The 18,831-nt window shown below is 68.4% G+C and carries 19 protein-coding genes; 5 read left to right on the forward strand and 14 right to left on the reverse strand.

Annotated elements, in window-relative coordinates:
* The 7 genes from HGK58_RS00005 to rsmI all read right to left on the reverse strand — a co-directional run.
* The coding region (locus HGK58_RS00005; protein ID WP_168625524.1) for a hypothetical protein at positions 1-934 on the reverse strand (934 nt) is incomplete at its 3' end.
* A gap of 125 nt (positions 935-1,059) precedes the next feature.
* The gene (locus HGK58_RS00010; RefSeq protein ID WP_168625525.1) at positions 1,060-1,998 is read right to left on the reverse strand and encodes a 4-(cytidine 5'-diphospho)-2-C-methyl-D-erythritol kinase; all 939 of its coding nucleotides are present in this window, start codon (positions 1,996-1,998) and stop codon (positions 1,060-1,062) included.
* Between the two features lie 27 nt (positions 1,999-2,025).
* The gene (locus HGK58_RS00015; protein ID WP_168625526.1) at positions 2,026-2,544 is read right to left on the reverse strand and encodes a DUF4287 domain-containing protein; all 519 of its coding nucleotides are present in this window, start codon (positions 2,542-2,544) and stop codon (positions 2,026-2,028) included.
* A 9-nt stretch (positions 2,545-2,553) separates the two neighbouring features.
* Complete coding sequence (gene rsmA, locus HGK58_RS00020) at positions 2,554-3,384, reverse strand: 16S rRNA (adenine(1518)-N(6)/adenine(1519)-N(6))-dimethyltransferase RsmA (RefSeq protein WP_168625527.1); 831 nt, start codon at positions 3,382-3,384, stop codon at positions 2,554-2,556.
* Positions 3,381-4,304, reverse strand: coding sequence for a TatD family hydrolase (locus tag HGK58_RS00025; protein WP_168625528.1), 924 nt, complete (start codon positions 4,302-4,304; stop codon positions 3,381-3,383). The genes rsmA and HGK58_RS00025 overlap by 4 nt, the downstream gene beginning before the upstream one ends.
* Positions 4,301-5,884 carry a methionine--tRNA ligase gene (gene metG, locus HGK58_RS00030; protein ID WP_168625529.1) on the reverse strand — a complete coding sequence of 528 codons (1,584 nt, stop codon included), beginning with the start codon at positions 5,882-5,884 and terminating at the stop codon, positions 4,301-4,303. Before metG ends, HGK58_RS00025 begins: the two co-directional genes overlap by 4 nt.
* Before the next feature lie 31 nt (positions 5,885-5,915).
* Positions 5,916-6,731 carry a 16S rRNA (cytidine(1402)-2'-O)-methyltransferase gene (rsmI, locus tag HGK58_RS00035; RefSeq protein WP_168625530.1) on the reverse strand — a complete coding sequence of 272 codons (816 nt, stop codon included), beginning with the start codon at positions 6,729-6,731 and terminating at the stop codon, positions 5,916-5,918.
* A 49-nt stretch (positions 6,732-6,780) separates the two neighbouring features.
* Between rsmI and HGK58_RS00040 the strand changes: the two genes are divergently transcribed.
* On the forward strand, positions 6,781-8,442 hold the full coding sequence (locus tag HGK58_RS00040) for a phospholipid carrier-dependent glycosyltransferase (protein WP_349236077.1): 1,662 nt from the start codon (positions 6,781-6,783) through the stop codon (positions 8,440-8,442).
* A 32-nt stretch (positions 8,443-8,474) separates the two neighbouring features.
* On the forward strand, positions 8,475-8,894 hold the full coding sequence (locus tag HGK58_RS00045; protein WP_168625532.1) for a DUF1801 domain-containing protein: 420 nt from the start codon (positions 8,475-8,477) through the stop codon (positions 8,892-8,894).
* 2 nt (positions 8,895-8,896) lie between these two features.
* Here HGK58_RS00045 and HGK58_RS00050 read toward each other — a convergent pair whose 3' ends face one another.
* On the reverse strand, positions 8,897-10,714 hold the full coding sequence (locus tag HGK58_RS00050; RefSeq protein ID WP_168625533.1) for a thioredoxin domain-containing protein: 1,818 nt from the start codon (positions 10,712-10,714) through the stop codon (positions 8,897-8,899).
* Between the two features lie 42 nt (positions 10,715-10,756).
* Between HGK58_RS00050 and HGK58_RS00055 the strand changes: the two genes are divergently transcribed.
* A complete protein-coding gene (locus HGK58_RS00055) occupies positions 10,757-11,389 on the forward strand; it encodes a pyridoxal 5'-phosphate synthase (RefSeq protein WP_210422560.1) in 633 nt (210 codons plus the stop codon).
* Positions 11,390-11,479: 90 nt separating this feature from the next.
* Here HGK58_RS00055 and HGK58_RS00060 read toward each other — a convergent pair whose 3' ends face one another.
* The 6 genes from HGK58_RS00060 to HGK58_RS00085 form a co-directional block, all read right to left on the reverse strand.
* Positions 11,480-12,301, reverse strand: coding sequence for an aldo/keto reductase (locus HGK58_RS00060; protein ID WP_168625534.1), 822 nt, complete (start codon positions 12,299-12,301; stop codon positions 11,480-11,482).
* A 36-nt stretch (positions 12,302-12,337) separates the two neighbouring features.
* Positions 12,338-13,108 carry a sulfite exporter TauE/SafE family protein gene (locus tag HGK58_RS00065; RefSeq protein ID WP_349236078.1) on the reverse strand — a complete coding sequence of 257 codons (771 nt, stop codon included), beginning with the start codon at positions 13,106-13,108 and terminating at the stop codon, positions 12,338-12,340.
* A gap of 46 nt (positions 13,109-13,154) precedes the next feature.
* Positions 13,155-14,288 carry a bifunctional 2-methylcitrate synthase/citrate synthase gene (locus HGK58_RS00070; protein ID WP_168626809.1) on the reverse strand — a complete coding sequence of 378 codons (1,134 nt, stop codon included), beginning with the start codon at positions 14,286-14,288 and terminating at the stop codon, positions 13,155-13,157.
* A gap of 76 nt (positions 14,289-14,364) precedes the next feature.
* Positions 14,365-15,267, reverse strand: coding sequence for a methylisocitrate lyase (gene prpB / locus HGK58_RS00075; RefSeq protein WP_168625535.1), 903 nt, complete (start codon positions 15,265-15,267; stop codon positions 14,365-14,367).
* Positions 15,267-16,778, reverse strand: a complete 1,512-nt coding sequence (locus HGK58_RS00080; RefSeq protein ID WP_168625536.1) for an MmgE/PrpD family protein — start codon at positions 16,776-16,778, stop codon at positions 15,267-15,269. The genes prpB and HGK58_RS00080 overlap by 1 nt, the downstream gene beginning before the upstream one ends.
* Entirely contained in the window at positions 16,775-17,455 is a 681-nt protein-coding gene (locus HGK58_RS00085) for a GntR family transcriptional regulator (RefSeq protein WP_168625537.1), read from the reverse strand. Before HGK58_RS00085 ends, HGK58_RS00080 begins: the two co-directional genes overlap by 4 nt.
* Positions 17,456-17,716: 261 nt before the next feature.
* On the opposite strand from HGK58_RS00085, the gene HGK58_RS00090 reads away from it, so the two are divergent.
* Entirely contained in the window at positions 17,717-18,160 is a 444-nt protein-coding gene (locus HGK58_RS00090; RefSeq protein ID WP_168625538.1) for a VOC family protein, read from the forward strand.
* Positions 18,161-18,163: 3 nt separating this feature from the next.
* Positions 18,164-18,829: a helix-turn-helix domain-containing protein gene (locus HGK58_RS00095; RefSeq protein WP_168625539.1), complete on the forward strand. Its 666-nt coding sequence runs from the start codon at positions 18,164-18,166 to the stop codon at positions 18,827-18,829.
* Positions 18,830-18,831: the final 2 nt, after the last annotated feature.

An 18,831-nucleotide genomic window follows, 5' to 3' on the forward strand; every position in this document is an offset into this window, starting at 1 on the left:
CCCGACTCGATGAGAGTGCGGAGCGGATGCGCGCGAGCAGTGGCGCCGGTCGGTCGAGATGGTCCTTCACAACGCGGATGATGCGCCACCTCGCATCGTAGAACCGCTCCCGCCGCTCGATGTCGGAACGGAACGTCAATTGATCGATGCGATGGATGTCGCCCTCGTACTCCAACGCGACCCGATGCTCCGGATATGCCAGGTCTGGTGTCCCCACCCAGTTGCCTCCGTCATCGAAGACCGTATGGCCGACGAGCGGCTCTGGCAGCCCCGCTTGCACGATCAGCATCCTCAGCCGGGACTCCATCGGCGAGTCCGTTCCGGGGCGCACCACGAGTGCGGCAGCACGCAGGCGCCGGACGCCCGGGCGGCGCCGTGCGTTAACTGCCGCTTCCGTGAGTTCGGCGGTGGTGGACAGGGGTCTCTTGCGTCGCACCAATGCATCGCCTGCCACCACCAGGTCATGCACACCGAGCAGCGACGCAAGTTGGATCCACGTCTCCACCGGAGGCGTCACCCTGACGCCGTGCACGAGCTCGAAGCCGACGTCACGAGCTATTCGATGCCCGAATATCCCTTCAACTTGAGGCGGATGCGCCGGCTCATAGACGGCCACGTCCAACCCGGGTCGTACCTCAAGCCACCACGGAAGTGAGATCCCCCACAGCCGCGCCGCTGTTGCATGGCTGAACACCTCGTCGTCGCCTGCACGGGTCGCGTAGGCGACAGCCTGGTGCACGAGGTCTGCGAGTTGGGTCTCGCTATCCGGGTCGCCGGGCACGGGCAGGCTCGACGCCGCCGTCCTGACACCCCGGTACGGTGCGCGCAAGTCTTTGGCGCGAAGTCGCTTCTCGGGCACGCCCCGATTCCGTGCGGAGCGGGTTGTGAACGTGGTGCCCTCGAACTCGGGTGGCAATGGGTTCGCGTTCCTCATCCAGCCGATGATGCGGCATCCGGAACCACAGTCCGCCGATCTGTTCACATCCACCCATTGAGTCGGGAGTAGTTGCCCAATTGACTCGTGCTATTTGGGCAACTACTCCCGACTCAAGGGAGAGCTCAGGGCTCGGGGGTTACGCGGGCACCGTGCACCGGCCCGGTCGCCCGCACCACGCGCTTCCCGGATGCCGACAGCGCCACCTGCAGCGCAAGCGCGGCGTCGTTGTCGACCGCCAGGAACGCCACCGTCGGCCCGGATCCGGACACGATGCCGGCGAGCGCCCCGTTCTCCTCACCCAGCTCGAGCACCTCGGCCAGCCGGGGCTCCAGATGCAGCGCCGCCGCCTGCAGGTCGTTGTGCATGCACGCCGCAAGCATGTGCGGGTCACCCGCCCGCAGCGCCTGCAGCACCGTCGTCTCCACGTGCGGCAGGTCCAGCACCGGCGACAGCTCGCCGGCGTGACGCTCCCGGTGCCTGTCGAGCTCGCGGTAGACCTCCGGGGTGCTCATGCCGAAGTCGGCGAGCGCGAGCACCCACTGGTAGTGCCCCTGCGCGAGCGCCGGGCTCAGCTGGTCACCCCGGCCGGTGCCGACCGCGGTCCCGCCGAGCAGCGCGAACGGCACGTCGGCTCCGAGCTCTGCGGCCAGCCCGAGCAGGTCGTCGCGGGAGAGCCCGGTCCCCCACAGCGCATCGCACGCGAGCAGCGTCGCAGCGGCATCCGCCGACCCGCCGCCCATGCCACCGGCGACCGGGACGTTCTTGTCGATCTCCAGCCGCACGCCCTCGCGCCACCCGGTCCGCCGCGCCAGCAGCGTCGCCGCGCGGATCGCAAGGTTCGAGCCGTCCGTGCTCAGCCCGGCCAGGTCGACGCTGCCGGTGAAGCTGACCGAGAAGTCCGGCGCGGGGCTGGCCCGCACCTCCTCGTACAGCGAGACCGCCTGGTAGGCGGTCGCAACCTCGTGATACCCGTCCTCCTGGAGGGTGCCGACGCCGAGGTAGACGTTCAGCTTTCCCGGCGCTCTGGCGTGCACCACCCGTTCGGGGGCCTCGGTCGTCATGGCTATAAACCTAGTAGACCGAAGCGGTCACTTCAGTGCACGATCGAGCGCCGCAGCGAGATCCGCCTTCGCCGCAGCCAGGCCATCGTCGTCGGCGATCCGCGATCGGGTGAGCGTCACCCGGGTCGCGCCACCCTTCACCGGTGAGATCGTCATCAGCACGCTCTCGTCACCGTCCCTCCACCGTGCGGTCGGATGCTTCGCGCCGGGGCTCCGTGACATCGTCTCCCCGTAGCTGTCAGCGAGCCTCTCGACGACCGCGTCGTACTCGGCGCCACCGAGTGTGCGGCTCACCGAGACCGCGAACGTGCCGTCGGCCTGCTGGCCGGGCCGCCGCATCCCGCGCGCCTGCTCGAAGCCGACCGTGATGCCTTGCGCCCACCAGCCGTCGACCCCGTGTTCGTCGACCAGCCAGCGCGCGATCTGCGGATGCTTCCACCCGGTCGCACCGGCACCGTCGAGCAGCTGATGCCACTGGTCCATCGTGCGTCCGGTTGACGCGATGACCTTCTCTTCGCTGTAGTTCTGACCCTCGACCGCTGACATGCGAAAACGCTACCGCGCCCGGGCGATGGCCAGGAAGTCGTGCACCGACAGCTCCTCGCCGCGGGCGGTGGGTGCGATCCCTGCACGCTCGAGCACAGCGGATGCCGCGGCGCTGCCACCGAGTTCGGCCGCCAGCGCCTGCCGCAGCATCTTCCGGCGCTGCTGGAACGCGCCGTCGATGAGCGCAAAGGTCGACTTCCGTTCCGCTTTTGTTCCCGGCGGCGTGCCGCGCTCGAACGACACGAGGATGGAGTCGACGTTCGGCACGGGCCAGAACACTTGCCTGCTGATCTGCCCGGCCGCGCGCCACTGCCCGTACCAGGCAGCCTTGGCGCTCGGCCCGCCGTACACCTTCGAGCCCGGCCCGGCCGCGATCCGCTGCCCGACCTCGGCCTGCACCATCACGAGTCCGCTCGTCAGGTTCGGGAAGGTCTCGATCAGGTGCAGCAGCACCGGCACCGACACGTTGTACGGCAGGTTCGCGACCAGCGTGGTCGGCTCCCCCGGCAGCTCGGTGACGGTCAGCGCGTCGGCGGTCAGCACGGTCAGCGACGCATCCGGAGCCATCAGCTGCACCGTCTTCGGCAGCTGGTCGGCGAGCCGATCGTCGATCTCGACCGCGGTGACGGATGCGCCGGCCGCCAGCAGCCCGAGGGTCAGGGAGCCGAGCCCTGGGCCGACCTCCAGTACAGAGTCACCGGCGCGCACCCCGGCGGTGTCGACGATGCGTCGCACCGTGTTGCCGTCGAGAAGGAAGTTCTGGCCGAGCTTCTTGGTCGGCCGCAGGTCGAGCGTCTCGGCGAGGTCGCGGATCTCGGCCGGCCCGAGCAGCCGGGTCATCCGTGCCCGTGCTCGAGGGTCACCGGTTCCGCCTCCCAGCTGCCGTAGGCGAGCTCGGTGTTGGAGCTGATCTGCGCGGCCAGCAGCGCGACATCCGTGCCCAGCTCGTCGGCCATGAACCGCAGCGTGTGCGGGATCAGGTACGGCGAATTGGGCCGCCCGCGGAACGGCATCGGGGTCAGGAACGGCGCATCCGTCTCGATCAGGATGCGATCGCGCGGGATGGCGGCGAGCGCTTCACGCAGGTTGGCCGCGTTCTTGAAGGTGATGTTGCCGGCGAACGACAGGTACCAGCCGCGTTCGGCGCAATACCTGGCCATCTCGGCATCACCGCTGAAGCAGTGGAAGACGGTGCGCTCCGGCGCGCCGACCCGCTCAAGCGTTGCGAGCACCTCGGCGTGCGCGTCACGGTCGTGGATCTGCATCGCGAGGTCGTGCTTCTTGGCGATCTCGATGTGCGCCTCGAACGACTTGTACTGGGCGTCCCGGCCGCTCTCGTCGGTGCGGAAGAAGTCCAGCCCGGTCTCCCCCACCGCGGCCACCCGGGGCCTTGACGCCAGCTCGTCGATCTCGGCGATCGCGTCATCGAGGGTGCCGGCGCGCTCGTACACGGGCGCTTCGTTCGGGTGGATGGCGACCGCCGCGAGCAGCCGAGGCTCGCGCTGCGCCGCCTCGACCGACCAGCGGCTGGTCTCCAGGTCGCCGCCGACCTGCACGACGCCCCGGATGCCGACCGCGCTCGCCCGATCCAGCTGCTCCCTGTAGTCCAGAGGCTCGTCGCCGTCCATGATCTCCAGGTGCGCGTGGTTGTCGTACACCCCGACGACCAGCGGTGTCGGCAGCGGCGGGTAGCTGAGGTCGCGGCTCGCGCCATTTTCGGCGCGGTGCTCGCGCTTGCGAACGTAGTTGGACTCGGTCATCGGCGCTCGTCCGCGGCCGCGACATCCTGCTCGACCCGCGGGAACAGCGCCTCCAGCGCGCGGACGGCTGTACCCGGCTGCAGCACACCCCAGGTCCCTGCCTCCCGGATGGGCTGCTCGGTCAGCGGGCCCAGTCCGTCAGCGCCGATCGCGTCCCACAGCTTCGCGGTCGCCTTCGGCATCACCGGGGATAGCAGCACCGCGAGCGCACGCAACCCCTCCGACACCGTGTAGATGACGGTCGCCAGCCGCTCCCGGGTGTCAGGCGACTTGGCCAGCACCCACGGCTCCCGCACCGTGATGTAGCCGTTCAGCTCGTCCACGATGGTCCAGATCGCCTCGATCGCCTCGTTGATCAGCAGTCGCTCGATCGCCGCGTCGGCGTCCTCGGCGGCCTTGGCGACCGTGCGCTGGATGGCGAGATCGGCGTCGAGGTAGCCGGAGGGCGCGGGGATGAGCCCGTCGAAGTACTTGTTCACCATCGCGATCACGCGCGAGGCGAGGTTGCCGAAACCGTTGGCGAGCTCGGCGTTGTACCGCGCGGACAGGTCCTCCCAGCTGAAGGAGCCGTCCTGCCCGAAGTGGATGGCGCTCATGAAGTAGAACCGGAACGCATCCGTGCCGAACGTGTCGGTGATGTCGCTCGGCGCGATACCGGTGAGCTTCGACTTGGACATCTTCTCGCCGCCGACCAGCAGCCATCCGTGACCGAAGACCCGCTTGGGCACCTCCAGGCCGGCCGCCATGAGCGTCGCGGGCCAGACCACAGCGTGGAAACGGGCGATGTCCTTGCCGACGATGTGGGTTCCCGGCCAGCGTCGCGCGAAGTTCACGTCGTCGGTGCCGTAGCCGATCGCGGTGATGTAGTTCATCAGCGCCTCGAACCAGACGTAGACGACATGGGACTCGTCCCACGGGATCTTGATGCCCCAGTCGAAACTCGAGCGGGAGATCGACAAGTCGGCGAGACCCTGCTTTACGAAATGCATGATCTCGTTGCGGACGCTCTCCGGCTGGATGAAGTCCGGCTGGCTCTCGTACAGCTCGATCAGACGGTCCTGGAACTCGCTCATCCGGAAGAAGTAGTTGCGTTCCTTGAGCACCTCGACCGGGCGGCCGTGGATGGCGCACACCAGGTCGCCGTCGACCTCGAGCAGCTCATCCTTCTGCTTGTACTCCTCGCAGCCGACGCAGTAGTAGCCCTCGTACTCGCCCGAGTAGATGAAGCCGTCGTCGTACAGCTTCTGCAGGAAGACCTGCACCGCACTCTCGTGCCGCTCATCGGTGGTGCGGATGAAGTCGTCGTTGGCGATGTCGATGGTGTCCAGCAGCGGCAGCCACGCCTCCGCCACCAGCCTGTCCGCCCAGGACTTGGGGTCGGTGTCGTTGGCGACCGCGGTGCGCAGGATCTTCTGGCCGTGCTCGTCGGTGCCGGTGAGCAGCCAGGTGTCGTCGCCCGCCTGGCGGTGCCAGCGCGCGAGCACGTCCGCCGCCACCTCCGTGTAGGCGTGACCGATGTGCGGCACATCGTTCACGTAGAAGATGGGCGTCGTGATGTAGAACGAGCGGTCGGCGGCCATGCTCTACATCCTAAAGGTGGCCCCGGTTGCGTTACCGGGCGCGAGCGGCGAGCGCACCCTCGTACAGGTCGCGCCGGCTGAGCCCGCTCGCCTCGGACACCTCGGCGGCGGCCTCCTTCAGCCGGGACCCGTCCGCGACGAGCGCGAGCACCTGAGTGATGCCGTCCTCGAGGGACGCGGATGCCGGCGCGGCACCCTCGACGACGATGACCACTTCGCCGCGGGTGCCGGCGGCGAACCGCTCTGCAAGTTCAGCCGCGGTTCCCCGCGCCACCTCCTCATGCAGCTTGGTCAGTTCGCGGGCGACCACCAGCCGGCGGTCGGCGCCGAATGCGTCGGCGGCATCCGTCAGCGTCGCCGCCAGCCGGTTAGGGGACTCGAAGAAGACGAGCGTGCGTTCCTCCCTGGCGAGGCGCCTCAGGTGCTCGAGCCGACCCTTGCGCGGGACAAACCCCTCGAACGCGAACCGGTCGGTCGGCAGCCCCGACACGGCGAGCGCGGTGAGCACCGCACTCGGGCCCGGCAACGCGGTGACGGTCACCTCGGCCTTCGCCGCCGCAGCAACCAGCGGGAAACCGGGGTCGCTGATCGCCGGCATCCCGGCATCCGTGAGCACCAGTACGTCAGTGTCGCGGGCCAGTTCGACCAGTTCGCCGGCGATCTGCGCCTCGTTGTGCTCGTGCAGCGCAATAAGCCGCGGCCGGTTGTCGATGCCGAGCGCACGCATCAGGTGGATGGCAGTGCGGGTGTCCTCGGCCGCGATGACCTCGACGTTCTCGAGCGCCTCGATGAGCCGCCGGCTGGCGTCCCCCAAGTTGCCGATCGGCGTCGCGGCGAGGATGATCACGCCCCCATCCTTCCACCGCCGCGCGAGGTGCGTCAGTAGCATGACCAAGGTGACGAGCAGAGGCGACGACGAGTTCGACGAGGTCGTGTCCGGCCCGGTCGCGCTCGCGGACGGCGAGCGCGCGGTCATCGAACCGGTCGTCGTCGAGTCCACCGGCTCGCGTCTGGATGACTGGTGGTCCCGGATGCTGAGCACGCCGGCCAGGCGCCGGGCCTGGGAGTGGGGTGGTCCGGCCGCGGTCACCGCGCTCGCCGCGGGCCTGCGGCTGTGGAACCTGGGGCATCCGCACGAGCTGGTCTTCGATGAGACCTTCTATGTGAAGGATGCCTGGACGCTCTTGGGCCTCGGCTACGAGGCGCAGTGGGGCATGGACCCTGACACCGCGTTCGAGGCCGGTCAGGTCGATGGCTACACCGACAGGCCGGCGTACGTTGTGCATCCGCCGCTCGGCAAATGGGTAATTGCGCTCGGCCTGGCCGCTTTCGGCGCGGAGAGTTCGGTGGGCTGGCGCATCGGCACCGCGGTGGTGGGCATCCTGCTGGTGCTGCTCGTGATGCTCGTCGCGAAGCGGCTGTTCCGGTCGACCCTGCTCGCGGTCATCGCGGGCGGCCTGATCGCGATTGACGGCAATGCGATCGTGATGTCGCGGGTGGCGATCCTCGACGGAATTCTGGCCCTCTTCCTGCTGCTCGGCTTCGGCGCGGTGCTGCTCGACCGGGAGCACAGTCGCACCAGGCTCGCGCTCTGGCTGGCCCAGCGGGAGGCGGCCGGCCGCAGCACCGACTGGGGCCCGGCTCTGTGGTGGCGGCCGTGGCTCATCGCCGCCGGGGTCGCGTTCGGGCTGGCGGCAGCGGTCAAGTGGAACGCGCTCTACTATTTGGCCGCGTTCGCGCTGTACACCCTCGTCGTCGACGCCCTCGCCAGGCGACGGGCTGGTATCGGTTTCTGGGCATCCGGGACCGCGCTGAAGCAGGCGCCGGTGAGTTTCCTGCTCACCGTGCCGGTCGCCGTGATCGCCTACCTGGCCACCTGGACCGGCTGGTTCGTCACCGATGGCGGCTACAACCGTGACTGGGCGGAGCAACCCGGTAACGCCTGGACCGGCCCGCTGGCGTGGGTCCCGCTGCCGTTGCAGAGCCTGTGGCAGTTCGAGATCGGCGTGTACAACTACCACGTCGGCGAGAACAACCCGCACGGGTGGCAGGCGCATCCGCTCACCTGGCTGCTGCTGGTGCGTCCGACGATGATGTACTACCGCGGTACCGATTTCGGCGTCGACGGATGCGGGTCCACGCGCTGTGCCGAGGTCATCCACGACCTCGCCAACCCGATCGTCTGGTGGGCGTCGGTGGTCGCGCTGCTGTACCTCGTGTACCGGCTGATCCGGTATCGCGAGTGGCAGGTGGGCATCATCGTGCTCGGCTTCGCGGCCGGGTACCTGCCGTGGCTGATGTACCTGAACCGCACGGTGTTCCAGTTCTATACGATCGCGTTCCAGCCGTATCTGATCCTCGCGCTGACCTTCGCCCTCGGGGTGATCCTCGGGAAACCGAGCGACCCGACCTGGAGGCGGGTCGGGGGCATCCGGCTGGTCGCGGTCTTCCTCATTCTGGTGGTGTGCGTCAGTGCGTTCTTCTACCCGCTGTGGACCGCGATGCAGGTCCCGGCCGAGTTCGTGCAGCTGCACTACTGGCTGCCAACCTGGCGGTAGCGCTGTGATGAGCCAGCCGGAACAATGGGGGCATGGCTGACGCACCCAAGACCGTGCCGACAGACGCATCCGCTCACGAGTTCGTCGATTCCTTCGAGGATGAGAAGCGCCGCACCGCCGGTCACCACCTCTTGAAGCTCATGAGCGAGGCGACCGGGGACGAACCGGTCATGTGGGGGCCGACGATGATCGGCTTCGGCTCACAGCGCTACAAGTACGCCAGCGGGCGAGAGGGCGACTGGCCGAAGGTGGGCTTCGCGCTGCGCGCCGCGGCAATCACGTTCTACGGGCTGCTCGACCACGCCGAAGTCGCTGCGGAGATCGAGAAGATCGGCAAGCACACCACCGGGCGTGGCTGCGTGTACGTCAAGAAGCTCGCCGACATCGACGAGGACGCGTTGAAGGACCTGGTCGGTCGTGCCTACAGGCTCGCGAACGGCACCTTCGCGTAGTCCTACGCGCCCAGCTGGGTGGCCATGAGCGCCGGATCGGTGACCGGCAGCTGGCAGACGAATTCGCGGCAGAGGTACCCGGTCGCTGCATCCTGAGCCGTCTTCGCCTCGAACAGCGTGAACCCGTGCTCGGCGAAGCGGAGTCCCTGCTCGCTGGTCAGCACGGTGACTACTCCGCGCGGCATCGGCATCGAGCGCACCAGGTTGCCGAGCTCAGACGTGTCGTCGGAGACGACAACCACCTGCGCGCCCGGTTCGGCGAGCGCTGCCATCACCGTCAGTGACGTGCCGAACGCTGTCGGCTGGCGGAGCGCGAGCGACGCGACCTGGCGGACGGCCGCCTCACTCGCGTCGCGGTACCGGCGGTCGGCGGTCAGTTGATACAACAGCAGCGCCGCCCGGGCAATCGCGCTGACCCCGGACGGATAGGCGCCCTCGGACGGATCGGCGCTCAGCGTCAGGCCGCGCGCTTCGAGCACCGGGTCGGCGGATGCGCGGAACGAGCCGTCCTGCAGGCACCGGTCGATCAGCTCCCTCGCCGCGATCGCGTAGTCGGCCTCGCCGGTGGCGAGCGAGAGTTGCAGCAGTCCGCCGGCGAACAGGCCGTAGTCCTCGAGGGTGGCGACGGCATCCGAGAGCCGCCCGTCGACCGAGGCACGCACGAGCGAGCCGTCGGCGCGGACGTGGTGCCTGCGCAGCCAGTCGGCCGCAGTGTGCGCGGCATCCACCCAGTCGGGACGATCGAGGTGGAAGCCCGCGAACGCGAGCGCCTCGATGGCCATCCCGTTCCACCCGGTGAGCACCTTCTCGTCGAGCGCGGGTGCCGGTTGACCCGCGCGCTCCTCGGCGGACAACCGGTAGTAGCCGCCCTCGGTGCGAGTGCCGTCGACCTCGCTCTCGCTGTCTTGCGCGGAGGCGAACACCCCGTCGGACAATCGCAGAACATCGAGCAGGAAGTCGGCGATGCCGCCGGCGGCGGCTTCGCTGCCTCCCGGCACCTGCGCGTAGAGGCGCAGCAGCTGGGCGTTGTCATACAGCATCCGCTCGTAGTGCGGGTCGGTCCAGTCCCGTTTCGTCGCGTAGCGGAAGAACCCGCCCTCGACACTGTCTCGCAACCCGGATGCCGCCATGGTGTCGAGCGTGCGGATCGCCAACTCGCGGCCCGCGGTTGTGCCCTCAACCAGGAAGGTCAACGCGGGCGCCATCGGGAATTTCGGCGCCGGGCCGAAGCCGCCGAATTCGACATCCTCGGCGTCGGCGAAGCGCTCGGCGAGCGCCTCGAGCTCGGGCGTGGTCGGCAACCCCGCCACCTCGGGCGACCCGAGAGCTGCGATCGCATCCACGACCGCCTGGGCGCTGTGCTCGACCTGCTCGCGCTCGTTCGCCCACGCCTCGCGCACTGCCTCGAGCACCTGGCGGAAGGCCGGGCTGCCCTGCACCGGACCCGGCGGCCAGTAGGTGCCGGCGTAGAACGCGTGACCCTGCGGGGTCACGAACACGTTCAGCGGCCAGCCCAGGTTCGGGGTGAACGCGCTCGCCGCGGCGAGCATCGTGCTGTCGACATCCGGATGCTCCTCGCGGTCGACCTTGATCGCGACGAAGTTGTCGTTGAGGTAGGCGGCGAGGTCGGGGTCGCTGAAGCTCTCGCGCGCCATCACGTGGCACCAGTGGCAGGTCGCATAGCCGATGGAGATCAGCACGGGCACGTCACGCTCGGATGCCTCGGCGAAGGCATCCTCGCCCCACTGTTTCCAGGCGACGGGATTCTCGGCGTGACTGCGCAGGTACGGGCTGATCGCGTTGGCGAGGCTGTTGGCCATGCGCTCAAAATTAGCGGCGACGCGTCGGCCTATGCTGGGAATGTGATCTCACGGCCGACCCTGACGGGCACGATCGAGCTGGCGCTGCCGGAGTTTGATGCGCCGCCGGCCGATCCCATGCCTCTGCTCGTCGCGTGGGTCGACACCGCCGAGCAGCTGGGCATCGTGGAGCCGTACAACGTCGCGTTGGCGACGAGCGACGAGGCCGGCCTGCCATCGAATCGGATGGTGCTGGCCAAGTCGTTCGATCTGGACGGGATGACGTTCGCGACCAGCAGCCTCAGCCGGAAGGGACACGAACTCGCGGTGCGGCCGTATGCCGCCGCCACCATCTTCTGGCAGGAGACGCGGCAGCAACTGCGGTTGTCCGGGCCGATCGAGCAGGTGCCGGATGCCGAGAGCGACGCGATCTGGGACGACCGGCCCGTCGCATCCCAAGCCTCAGCCACCGTGTCGCAGCAGAGCACGCCGCTCGACGACGAGACCGCGTTCCGCAGCGCAGCGGCCGAGCTGGCCCTGGCGGGGGCGGCGCTGCCGCGGCCGGCGACCTGGGTCGGCTACCGTCTGGTCCCGGACGAGCTGGAGTTCTGGCACGGCAGCGTCGACCGCATGCACCGCCGGCTGCGGTACCTGCGCACCGCGGAGGGCTGGACCCACGAGCGTCTGCAGCCCTGACCGCCGCCCCGTCACCACCCACAGCGTTGAGTCGGGAGTAGTTGCCCAAATGGCCGCGCTCGTTTGGGCAACTACTCCCGACTCGATGGGCTAGTCGACCTCGTTGGGGTCGCTGCTGACCCGGTGTCCACGCTCAAGCGCATCGATCGCGCCCATCTGCTCGGCGCTCAGCTCGAAGTCGAACACCTCGAAGTTCTCCTTCAGCCGCTCACGACGCGCCGACTTCGGGAACACGATGAAGTCGTGCTGCAGGTGCCAGCGGATCACCACCTGAGCGGGGGACTTGCCGTGCGCCTCGGCGGCCGCGGTGATCTCCGGCAGCTCGAGCAGCGGGTACTTGCCCTGACCGAGCGGCCCCCACGACTCGATGTTGATGCCGTGCTGCCGCGCGAAGGTCACGATCTCGCGCTCCTGGAAGTACGGGTGCAGCTCCACCTGGTTGACCGCCGGCACCACGTCGGTCTCGTCGAGCAGGCGCTGCAGGTGCGGCACCTGGAAGTTCGAGACGCCGATGCTCTTTGCGAGCCCGCGGTCGCGGATCACGCCAAGCGACTTCCACGACTCGACGAACTTGTTCGTCTTCGGTGCGGGCCAGTGGATCAGGTACAGGTCGACGTAGTCGAGCCCGAGCTTGCCGAGGCTCTCGTCCATCGCCGCGAACGGCTTGTCGCCACCCTGGTGGTCCTGCCACAGTTTGGTGGTGATCCACAGCTCGTCGCGCGGAATTCCGGATGCGGCGATCGCCCGCCCGACGCCCTCCTCGTTGCGGTAGATGGCGGCAGTGTCGATGTGCCGGTAGCCCAGTTCGAGGGCTTCGCTGACCACCCGTTCGGTCTCCTCCGGCGGTGTCTTGAAGACTCCGAGGCCGAGTTGCGGAATGGTTCTGCCGTCGTTGAGGGTGATCGTAAGCATTCACTCAGCCTACGGTGAGCGGCGCGGCGTGCTGCCTCAGCGGTTGTTGCGCAGCGCGTTCCACGCGAGCTGCCCGGCGCTGTACAGCAGCAGCAGCGCGAACAGGATGCTGCCCAGCAGCGGCGGGACCACCGCGGCGAGCGCGGCGCCGCCGAACGACGCCGGGATCGCGAGGCCTCCGATCACCAGCGCACCACGGACATCGGAATTCCGCCGGCGAAGGTTGGAGATGGTGCCGGTGATCGAGGTGGGGATCATCATCAGCAGGCTGGTGCCCTTGGCGACCAGGTCGCTGGCGCCGAACAGCAGCATCAGCACCGGAACCACGATGACCCCGCCGCCAACACCGAGCAGCCCTGACAGGATGCCGGTGACCAGTCCGGTGCCTACCAGCGCGGCGACCAGCAGCGGGTCCAGGTCGAGGTCGGCGCCGCGCTCCGGGACGAAGAAGAACATCCGCACCGCGACGATGAGCAGGAAGGCGATGAACATCCAGCGCAGGGCCAGCAGGTGGGTGCGATGCAGGAGCCAGGTGCCGATGAGCGAGCCAACGATCGCCCCGGCGCCGAGGCACAGCCCGGCGATCCAGTCGACGGAGCCCTGCAGCCCGTACGCGATGGTGCCGGCGACGGCGGTCGGCAGGATCGCGGTGAGCGATGTGCCCGCGGCGAGTCGCTGGTCGTAGTGCAGCAGCAGGATCAGCAGCGGCACGATGATGATGCCGCCGCCGACGCCGAAAAGTCCGGAGAAGAAGCCGCCGATGACGCCGATGAGGGCGAGGCGCAGCATCCGACCCGATCGACTCACTCGAACGAGCCTACTGCGCGGCCCGCCATCGCTGAAGCGGCACGGTCTAGGGCTGGGCGGGCGTCGTGTCGACGACCTGCAGGTGCCGCTCGTCGACGCCGTTGTAGGCGCTCAGCGGGCGGATCAGCGCGTTCGACTCCAGCTGCTCCATGATGTGCGCGGTCCAGCCGGTGATGCGGCTGGCGACGAAGAGCGGCGTGAACTGCTCGGTGTCGAAACCCATCAGGTGGTAGGCGGGACCGGACGGGTAGTCCAGGTTCGGCAGGATGCCTTTGCGCTCGGTCATCGCGCTCTCCAGCGCGTCGTACAGCTCGAGCAGGTCGGGGCGGTCGAACTCGGCGATGAGCGTGTCGAGCGCGGCCTTCATGGTCGGCACCCGGGAGTCGCCGTGCTTGTAGACCCGGTGACCGAATCCCATGATCTTGCGCTTCTCGGCGAGCGCGGCATCCAGCCAGTCGGCCGCCCGGTCGGCGCTGCCGATCTCGTCGAAGATATGCATGACGGCCTCATTGGCGCCGCCGTGCAACGGGCCCTTCAGCGCGCCGATCGCCCCGGTGACGGCCGAGTACAGGTCGGACAGGGTGCTTGTGATGACCCGGCTGGTGAAGGTGGAGGCGTTGAAGGAGTGCTCCGCGTACAGGATCATCGACACGTCGAACGCGTCGACAACCGCGAGCCCGGGGACCTCGCCGAAGACCATGTGGAGGAAGTTCGCCGAATAGGCCAGGTCATCGCGCGGCTCGACCGGCTCGAGTCCGCGGCGGCGGCGCTGGTCGTAGGCGACAATCGCCGGCAGCTGGGCGAACAGGTAGGTCGCTCGTCCCTCGTTGAGCCGCCGATCCGTCATCCCACCCGGTTCCGCGAGCGTCGGGTCGGTCGCGCCGATCACGCTGACCGCGGTGCGCACGACATCCATCGGATGCGCGGTGAGCGGCAATTCGTCGATGATTCGCTTCGTGCGCTCATCGAGGCGTCTCAGCGAGCGCTCGCGCTTGGAGAACTCGTCGAGCTGCTGCGGCGTCGGCAGTTCACCGTGCCAGAGCAGGTAGGCGACCTCCTCGAAGATGCAGTTCGCCGCGAGTTCCTGCACCGGGTAGCCGCGGTACAGCAGGGAATTGGTGTCGGGGTTCACCTTCGAGATCGCCGTGTAGTCGGCGACGACTCCGGCGAGTCCCTTCATGATCTCGGTCACGCGTGCTCCTTCGTTGGTGCTGGTCTTACTCAATCAGCGCTGGTGGTCTCAATCAACGGTGTTCTTAGTCAACACTGAGTGTGAAGTTGTAGACGGATGTGTCGAACGTGTTGTACGCGGCGTAGTCGAGCAGCTCGTACAGCCGCGCGCGCGTCTGCATGTCGGGCACGACCGGGTTCAGGCTGCCCTCCTCGGCGAGCACGTCGAGGCCGCGTTCGGCGGCGCCCATCGCGATGCGCAGGAGGCTCACCGGGTGGATGACGATGTTGATGCCGACCGAGGCGAGTTGCTCGTGGCTGAACAGCTCGCTCTTGCCGAATTCGGTCATGTTGGCGAGCACCGGCACATCGACCGCGGCGCGCACGGCGGCGAACTCGTCGAGGTTCGCCATCGCCTCGGGGAAGATCGCCTCCGCCCCGGCGCCGACCAGCTCCCTGACCCGGTCGATGGTCGCATCGATGCCCTCGACCGCCCGGATGTCGGTGCGCGCCATGATCAGCAGGTTCGGGTCGCGACGCGCATCGGAGGCAGCCCGGATGCGTTTGATCGCGGTCTGCGAGTCCACCACGGCCTTGCCGTCGAGGTGGCCGCAGCGTTTCGGGTTGACCTGGTCCTCGATGTGCAGGCCCGCGACCCCGGCGTCCTCGAGGGTCTGCACGGTGCGGGCGACGTTCATCGGTTCGCCGAAGCCGGTGTCGGCGTCGACGATCGCCGGGAGATCGGTCATCCGGGCGATCTGGCCGGCCCGCGTCGCCACTTCGCTCAGCGTTGTCAGGCCGATGTCGGGCAGGCCGAGGTCGGCTGCGATGACCGCGCCGGAGATGTAGACGCCCTCGAAGCCCTTGTCCTGGATGAGCCGGGCCGACAGCGGGTTGAACGCGCCGGGGAAGCGCAGCAGTTCGCCGGTGGCGAGCCGCTCCCGCAACAGCTGGCGCTTGGTGGCGCTCGTGACGGTGGAGTACAGCATCAGAAGAGGCCCTTCGGGGTGGGGACGGTGTCGAGCAGGCCGGGCCGCGCGGTCACGGTCAGGCCCGCGAGCTCGGCCGCGGACAGCTCGGGCAGGCGCTGAGCGACGTCGAGGAACCGCTCGATCTCGGCCGGCTCCAGAACGCCATCGGCGAGGGTGCGGAACTTGGCGACGTACTGCTCACGCGCGAACGGGCGCGCGCCGAGCGGGTGCGCGTCGGCGACGGCGATCTCGTCGACAATGCGGGTGCCGTCGACCAGTTCGATCTCCACACGACCGCCGAACGCCTTCTCGGCCGGGTCGGTGGAGTGGTAGCGGCGGGTCCACTCCGGGTCCTCCAGGGTGGTGACCTTGTTCCACAGCGCGACCGTGTCGGGGCGGGCCGCCCTCTCGGGTGCGTAGGAGTCAACGTGGTGCCAGGCGCCATCCTGCAGCGCGACCGTGAAGATGTACGGGATCGAGTGGTCCAGGGTCTCCCGGCTCGCGGTCGGGTCGTACTTCTGCGGGTCGTTCGCGCCGGACCCGATCACGTAGTGGGTGTGGTGGCTGGTGTGGATGACGATGCTCTTGACCTGCTCCGCAGTGAGGGCGGGGTGCTCGCGGTGCAGCTTGCGGGCCAAGTCGATGAGCGCCTGTGCCTGGTACTCGGCCGAGTGCTCCTTGGTGTAGCTGTCGAGGATGGCGCGACGCGCCTCACCGCGCTCGGGCAGCGGCACCTCGTAGTGGGCATCCGGACCGTCGAGGAGCCAGGCGATGACGCCGTCCTCGCCCTCGTAGATCGGGGTCGGGCTGGTCTGGCCGCGCATCGCCCGGTCGACCGCTTCGACGGCCATCTTGCCCGCGAAGGCCGGTGCGTGCGCCTTCCAGGTGGAGATCTCGCCCTTGCGGGACTGCCGGGTCGCGGTGGTGGTGTGCAGCGCCTGGCCGATGGCCTGGTAGATGGTCTCGGTGTCGAGGCCGAGCAGCGTGCCGATGCCGGCGGCGGCGGACGGGCCGAGGTGGGCGACGTGGTCGATCTTGTGCTTGTGCAGGCTGATCGCCTTCACCAGGTCGACCTGGATCTCGTAGCCGGTGACGAGGCCTCGGACGAGGTCGGAGCCGCCCCGCCCGGTGTGCTGGGCGACGGCGAGGATCGGCGGGATGTTGTCGCCGGGGTGGGAGTAGTCGGCGGCGAGGAAGGTGTCGTGATAGTCGAGCTCGCGCACCGCGACACCGTTGGCCCAGGCCGCCCACTCCGGGCTGAGCCGGCGGTCGGATGCGAGCCCGAAGACGGTAGCGCCGGGCTGGTAGGGGTGCGCCTCGGCCTGGCTGCGGGCCGCGACGACGGGCGCGCGGGTCAGCGATGCGGTCGCGACGGCGGCGTTGTCGATGATGCGGTTGATGACCATGTCGGTCGCCTCGGGCGTCACCTCGACCGGGTCGGTCGCGACTTCGGCGATCTTCCAGGCGAGCTGGTCCTGACGGGCCAGGTTGTCAGAGCTGGGGTGGACGCGGACGGAGTGGAGCTTCAACTTGCGGTCCTTTCGGTGGGGCCGGTGGTCATGGCGGTCGGGGCGGTGTGCGCGGCCAACAGGTGCTCGAGCGCGCGGTGCAGGTGGATGTGAGTGGCGTGGGCGGCGAGCTCGGAGTCGCCGGCTGCGATTGCCCGCACGATGGTGAGGTGCTCGCGCGCGGCCTCGCGAAGACGGTCCTTGTCGTCGCGGGCGAGGCGCCGGATGCGCACCAGATGCGTGCGCAGGTTGCGAAGCGCGGTGACGAGGTACGGGTTGGCGACGGCGTCATCGATCGCGTCGTCGAGGCGGGCGACGAGGTCGTAGTAGTCGTGGCGCGCCGGGTCCTCCGACTCGAGCAGGGCGGGCACCGCAACGAACTCACGCTCGAGCGCGTCAAAGACGGCGGGGTCGCCGCGTTCTGCGGCGAGGCGCGCGGCCTGCTCCTCGAGTGCGCGGCGCACCTCGAACAGTTCCCGGATGTTGTCGGTCGAGACGTCCGTGACGACCAGTCCACGGCCGGCTTGGGTGGCGACGAGCCCATCGGCGGTGAGGCGCGCGAGAGCTTCGCGCAGTGGCGTGCGGGAAACGCCGAGCCGAGTGGACTGGTCTACCTCGCCGAGCACGGTGCCCGGAGGCAGTTGCCAGTCGATGATCTCGCTGCGAAGCGTGCGATAAGCCTTGTCGCTCGCGCGCATGTCACCACCTATGTATACAGAACCCGGAACCTACGCCAATCTAGCCCACTTCATGAGGCCTGCGCCACCACTGTGTATACACACAACGCGGGTGAAGCGCCCGGATTGGCCGAGACTGCAGAAATGTGCCCTCCGATGGCCAAGAGTGCAGGTTCGTGCAGTTTCGACGAGGTCATCCCGCGGGTTACTTGCTATTGACAAGCATGCTTGCTTTTTGCAAGCATGGCTCCCATCACAAAACCGATCGACAAGGGAGTCATCATGGCAACGAGTGTGTTCGTCAACATCCCGACGAACGATCTGGAACGCGCCAAGGCGTTTTACGAGGGAATCGGCTGGAAGATCAATCCCCTCTTCACCGATGAGAACGCCACGTGCGTTGTCATCTCCGACACCATCTACCTGATGGTGCTCACGCGCGACTTCTTCGCGACCTTCACCGACAAGCCGATCGTCGACCCGGCCACAGCCCTGCAGGTCGAGACGGCGTTCAGTGTGGACTCGCGCGAGCAGGTGGACGCGTTCCTGTCCAAGGTCACCGCGGCCGGCGGCGCCGAGCATCGTGAGGCACAGGACTACGGCTTCATGTACGCGCGCGACTTCGAGGACCCCGACGGCAACCTGTTCAGCGTCCTCTGGATGGACCCGGTGGCCGCGGAACAGGGCCCGGAGGCGTACCTGGCGCAGCAGGGGCAGAGTTCCTAGGCAATGGCGGCGCGCAACTACGGCCAATACTGCGGTGTGGTCACGGCCGTCGAGCTGGTCGGCGAACGATGGGCACTGCTCATCGTTCGCGACCTGCTCGTCGGTGCGCGCCGGTACAGCGACCTCAAGAACGGGCTGCCGCGCATCCCGACCAACATTCTGAGCACCAGGCTCAAGGAACTGCAGCAAGCCGGCGTCGTGCGTCGCGTGCCGCTCGCTCACGGCCTGGTCTACGAGCTGACCGAGTTCGGTCGGGGGCTGGAGGACGTGATCCTCGCCCTCGGCCGTTGGGGCTTCCAAGCGATGGGCGAGCCGGATCAGGGTGACATCGTCACCCCGGATTCGATGACCATCGCATTCCGCACCGCGTTCAGCCCGGATGCGGCGAGCGCGCTGCCGTCGACCGTGTACGACGCGCACATCGCCGACTTCGCGCTGCGCCTGCACGTCGAAAGCGCGGACCTTCGAGTGCTGCGTCTCGGGACGGCGCCGCGCGGCACCGCGCACCTGGCGTTCGCATCCGGGCCGGCCCTGCGTAAGCTGATCTCCGGTGAGGTGTCGCCCGCGGACGCGATCGAGCAGGAGGTCGTGCACGTGCTCTCCGGTGACCCGGCCCTTCTCGGCCGCTTCGCCGAGACGTTCCATCTGGCGGCCCGCCCCGCCGCTTGACC

Source organism: Cryobacterium sp. BB307 (genome assembly GCF_012274275.1).
In the GTDB taxonomy this organism is placed as follows: domain Bacteria; phylum Actinomycetota; class Actinomycetes; order Actinomycetales; family Microbacteriaceae; genus Terrimesophilobacter.

Excerpts from the sequence above, each read along its gene's own strand:
- HGK58_RS00010 (WP_168625525.1), bottom strand. The coding sequence starts at position 1,998 with ATGACGACCGAGGCCCCCGAACGGGTGGTGCACGCCAGAGCGCCGGGA.
- HGK58_RS00015 (WP_168625526.1), bottom strand. The coding sequence starts at position 2,544 with ATGTCAGCGGTCGAGGGTCAGAACTACAGCGAAGAGAAGGTCATCGCG.
- rsmA (WP_168625527.1), bottom strand. The coding sequence starts at position 3,384 with ATGACCCGGCTGCTCGGGCCGGCCGAGATCCGCGACCTCGCCGAGACG.
- HGK58_RS00025 (WP_168625528.1), bottom strand. The coding sequence starts at position 4,304 with ATGACCGAGTCCAACTACGTTCGCAAGCGCGAGCACCGCGCCGAAAAT.
- metG (WP_168625529.1), bottom strand. The coding sequence starts at position 5,884 with ATGGCCGCCGACCGCTCGTTCTACATCACGACGCCCATCTTCTACGTG.
- HGK58_RS00045 (WP_168625532.1), top strand. The coding sequence starts at position 8,475 with ATGGCTGACGCACCCAAGACCGTGCCGACAGACGCATCCGCTCACGAG.
- HGK58_RS00050 (WP_168625533.1), bottom strand. The coding sequence starts at position 10,714 with ATGGCCAACAGCCTCGCCAACGCGATCAGCCCGTACCTGCGCAGTCAC.
- HGK58_RS00060 (WP_168625534.1), bottom strand. The coding sequence starts at position 12,301 with ATGCTTACGATCACCCTCAACGACGGCAGAACCATTCCGCAACTCGGC.
- HGK58_RS00070 (WP_168626809.1), bottom strand. The coding sequence starts at position 14,288 with ATGAAGGGACTCGCCGGAGTCGTCGCCGACTACACGGCGATCTCGAAG.
- prpB (WP_168625535.1), bottom strand. The coding sequence starts at position 15,267 with ATGCTGTACTCCACCGTCACGAGCGCCACCAAGCGCCAGCTGTTGCGG.
- HGK58_RS00085 (WP_168625537.1), bottom strand. The coding sequence starts at position 17,455 with ATGCGCGCGAGCGACAAGGCTTATCGCACGCTTCGCAGCGAGATCATC.
- HGK58_RS00090 (WP_168625538.1), top strand. The coding sequence starts at position 17,717 with ATGGCAACGAGTGTGTTCGTCAACATCCCGACGAACGATCTGGAACGC.
- HGK58_RS00095 (WP_168625539.1), top strand. The coding sequence starts at position 18,164 with ATGGCGGCGCGCAACTACGGCCAATACTGCGGTGTGGTCACGGCCGTC.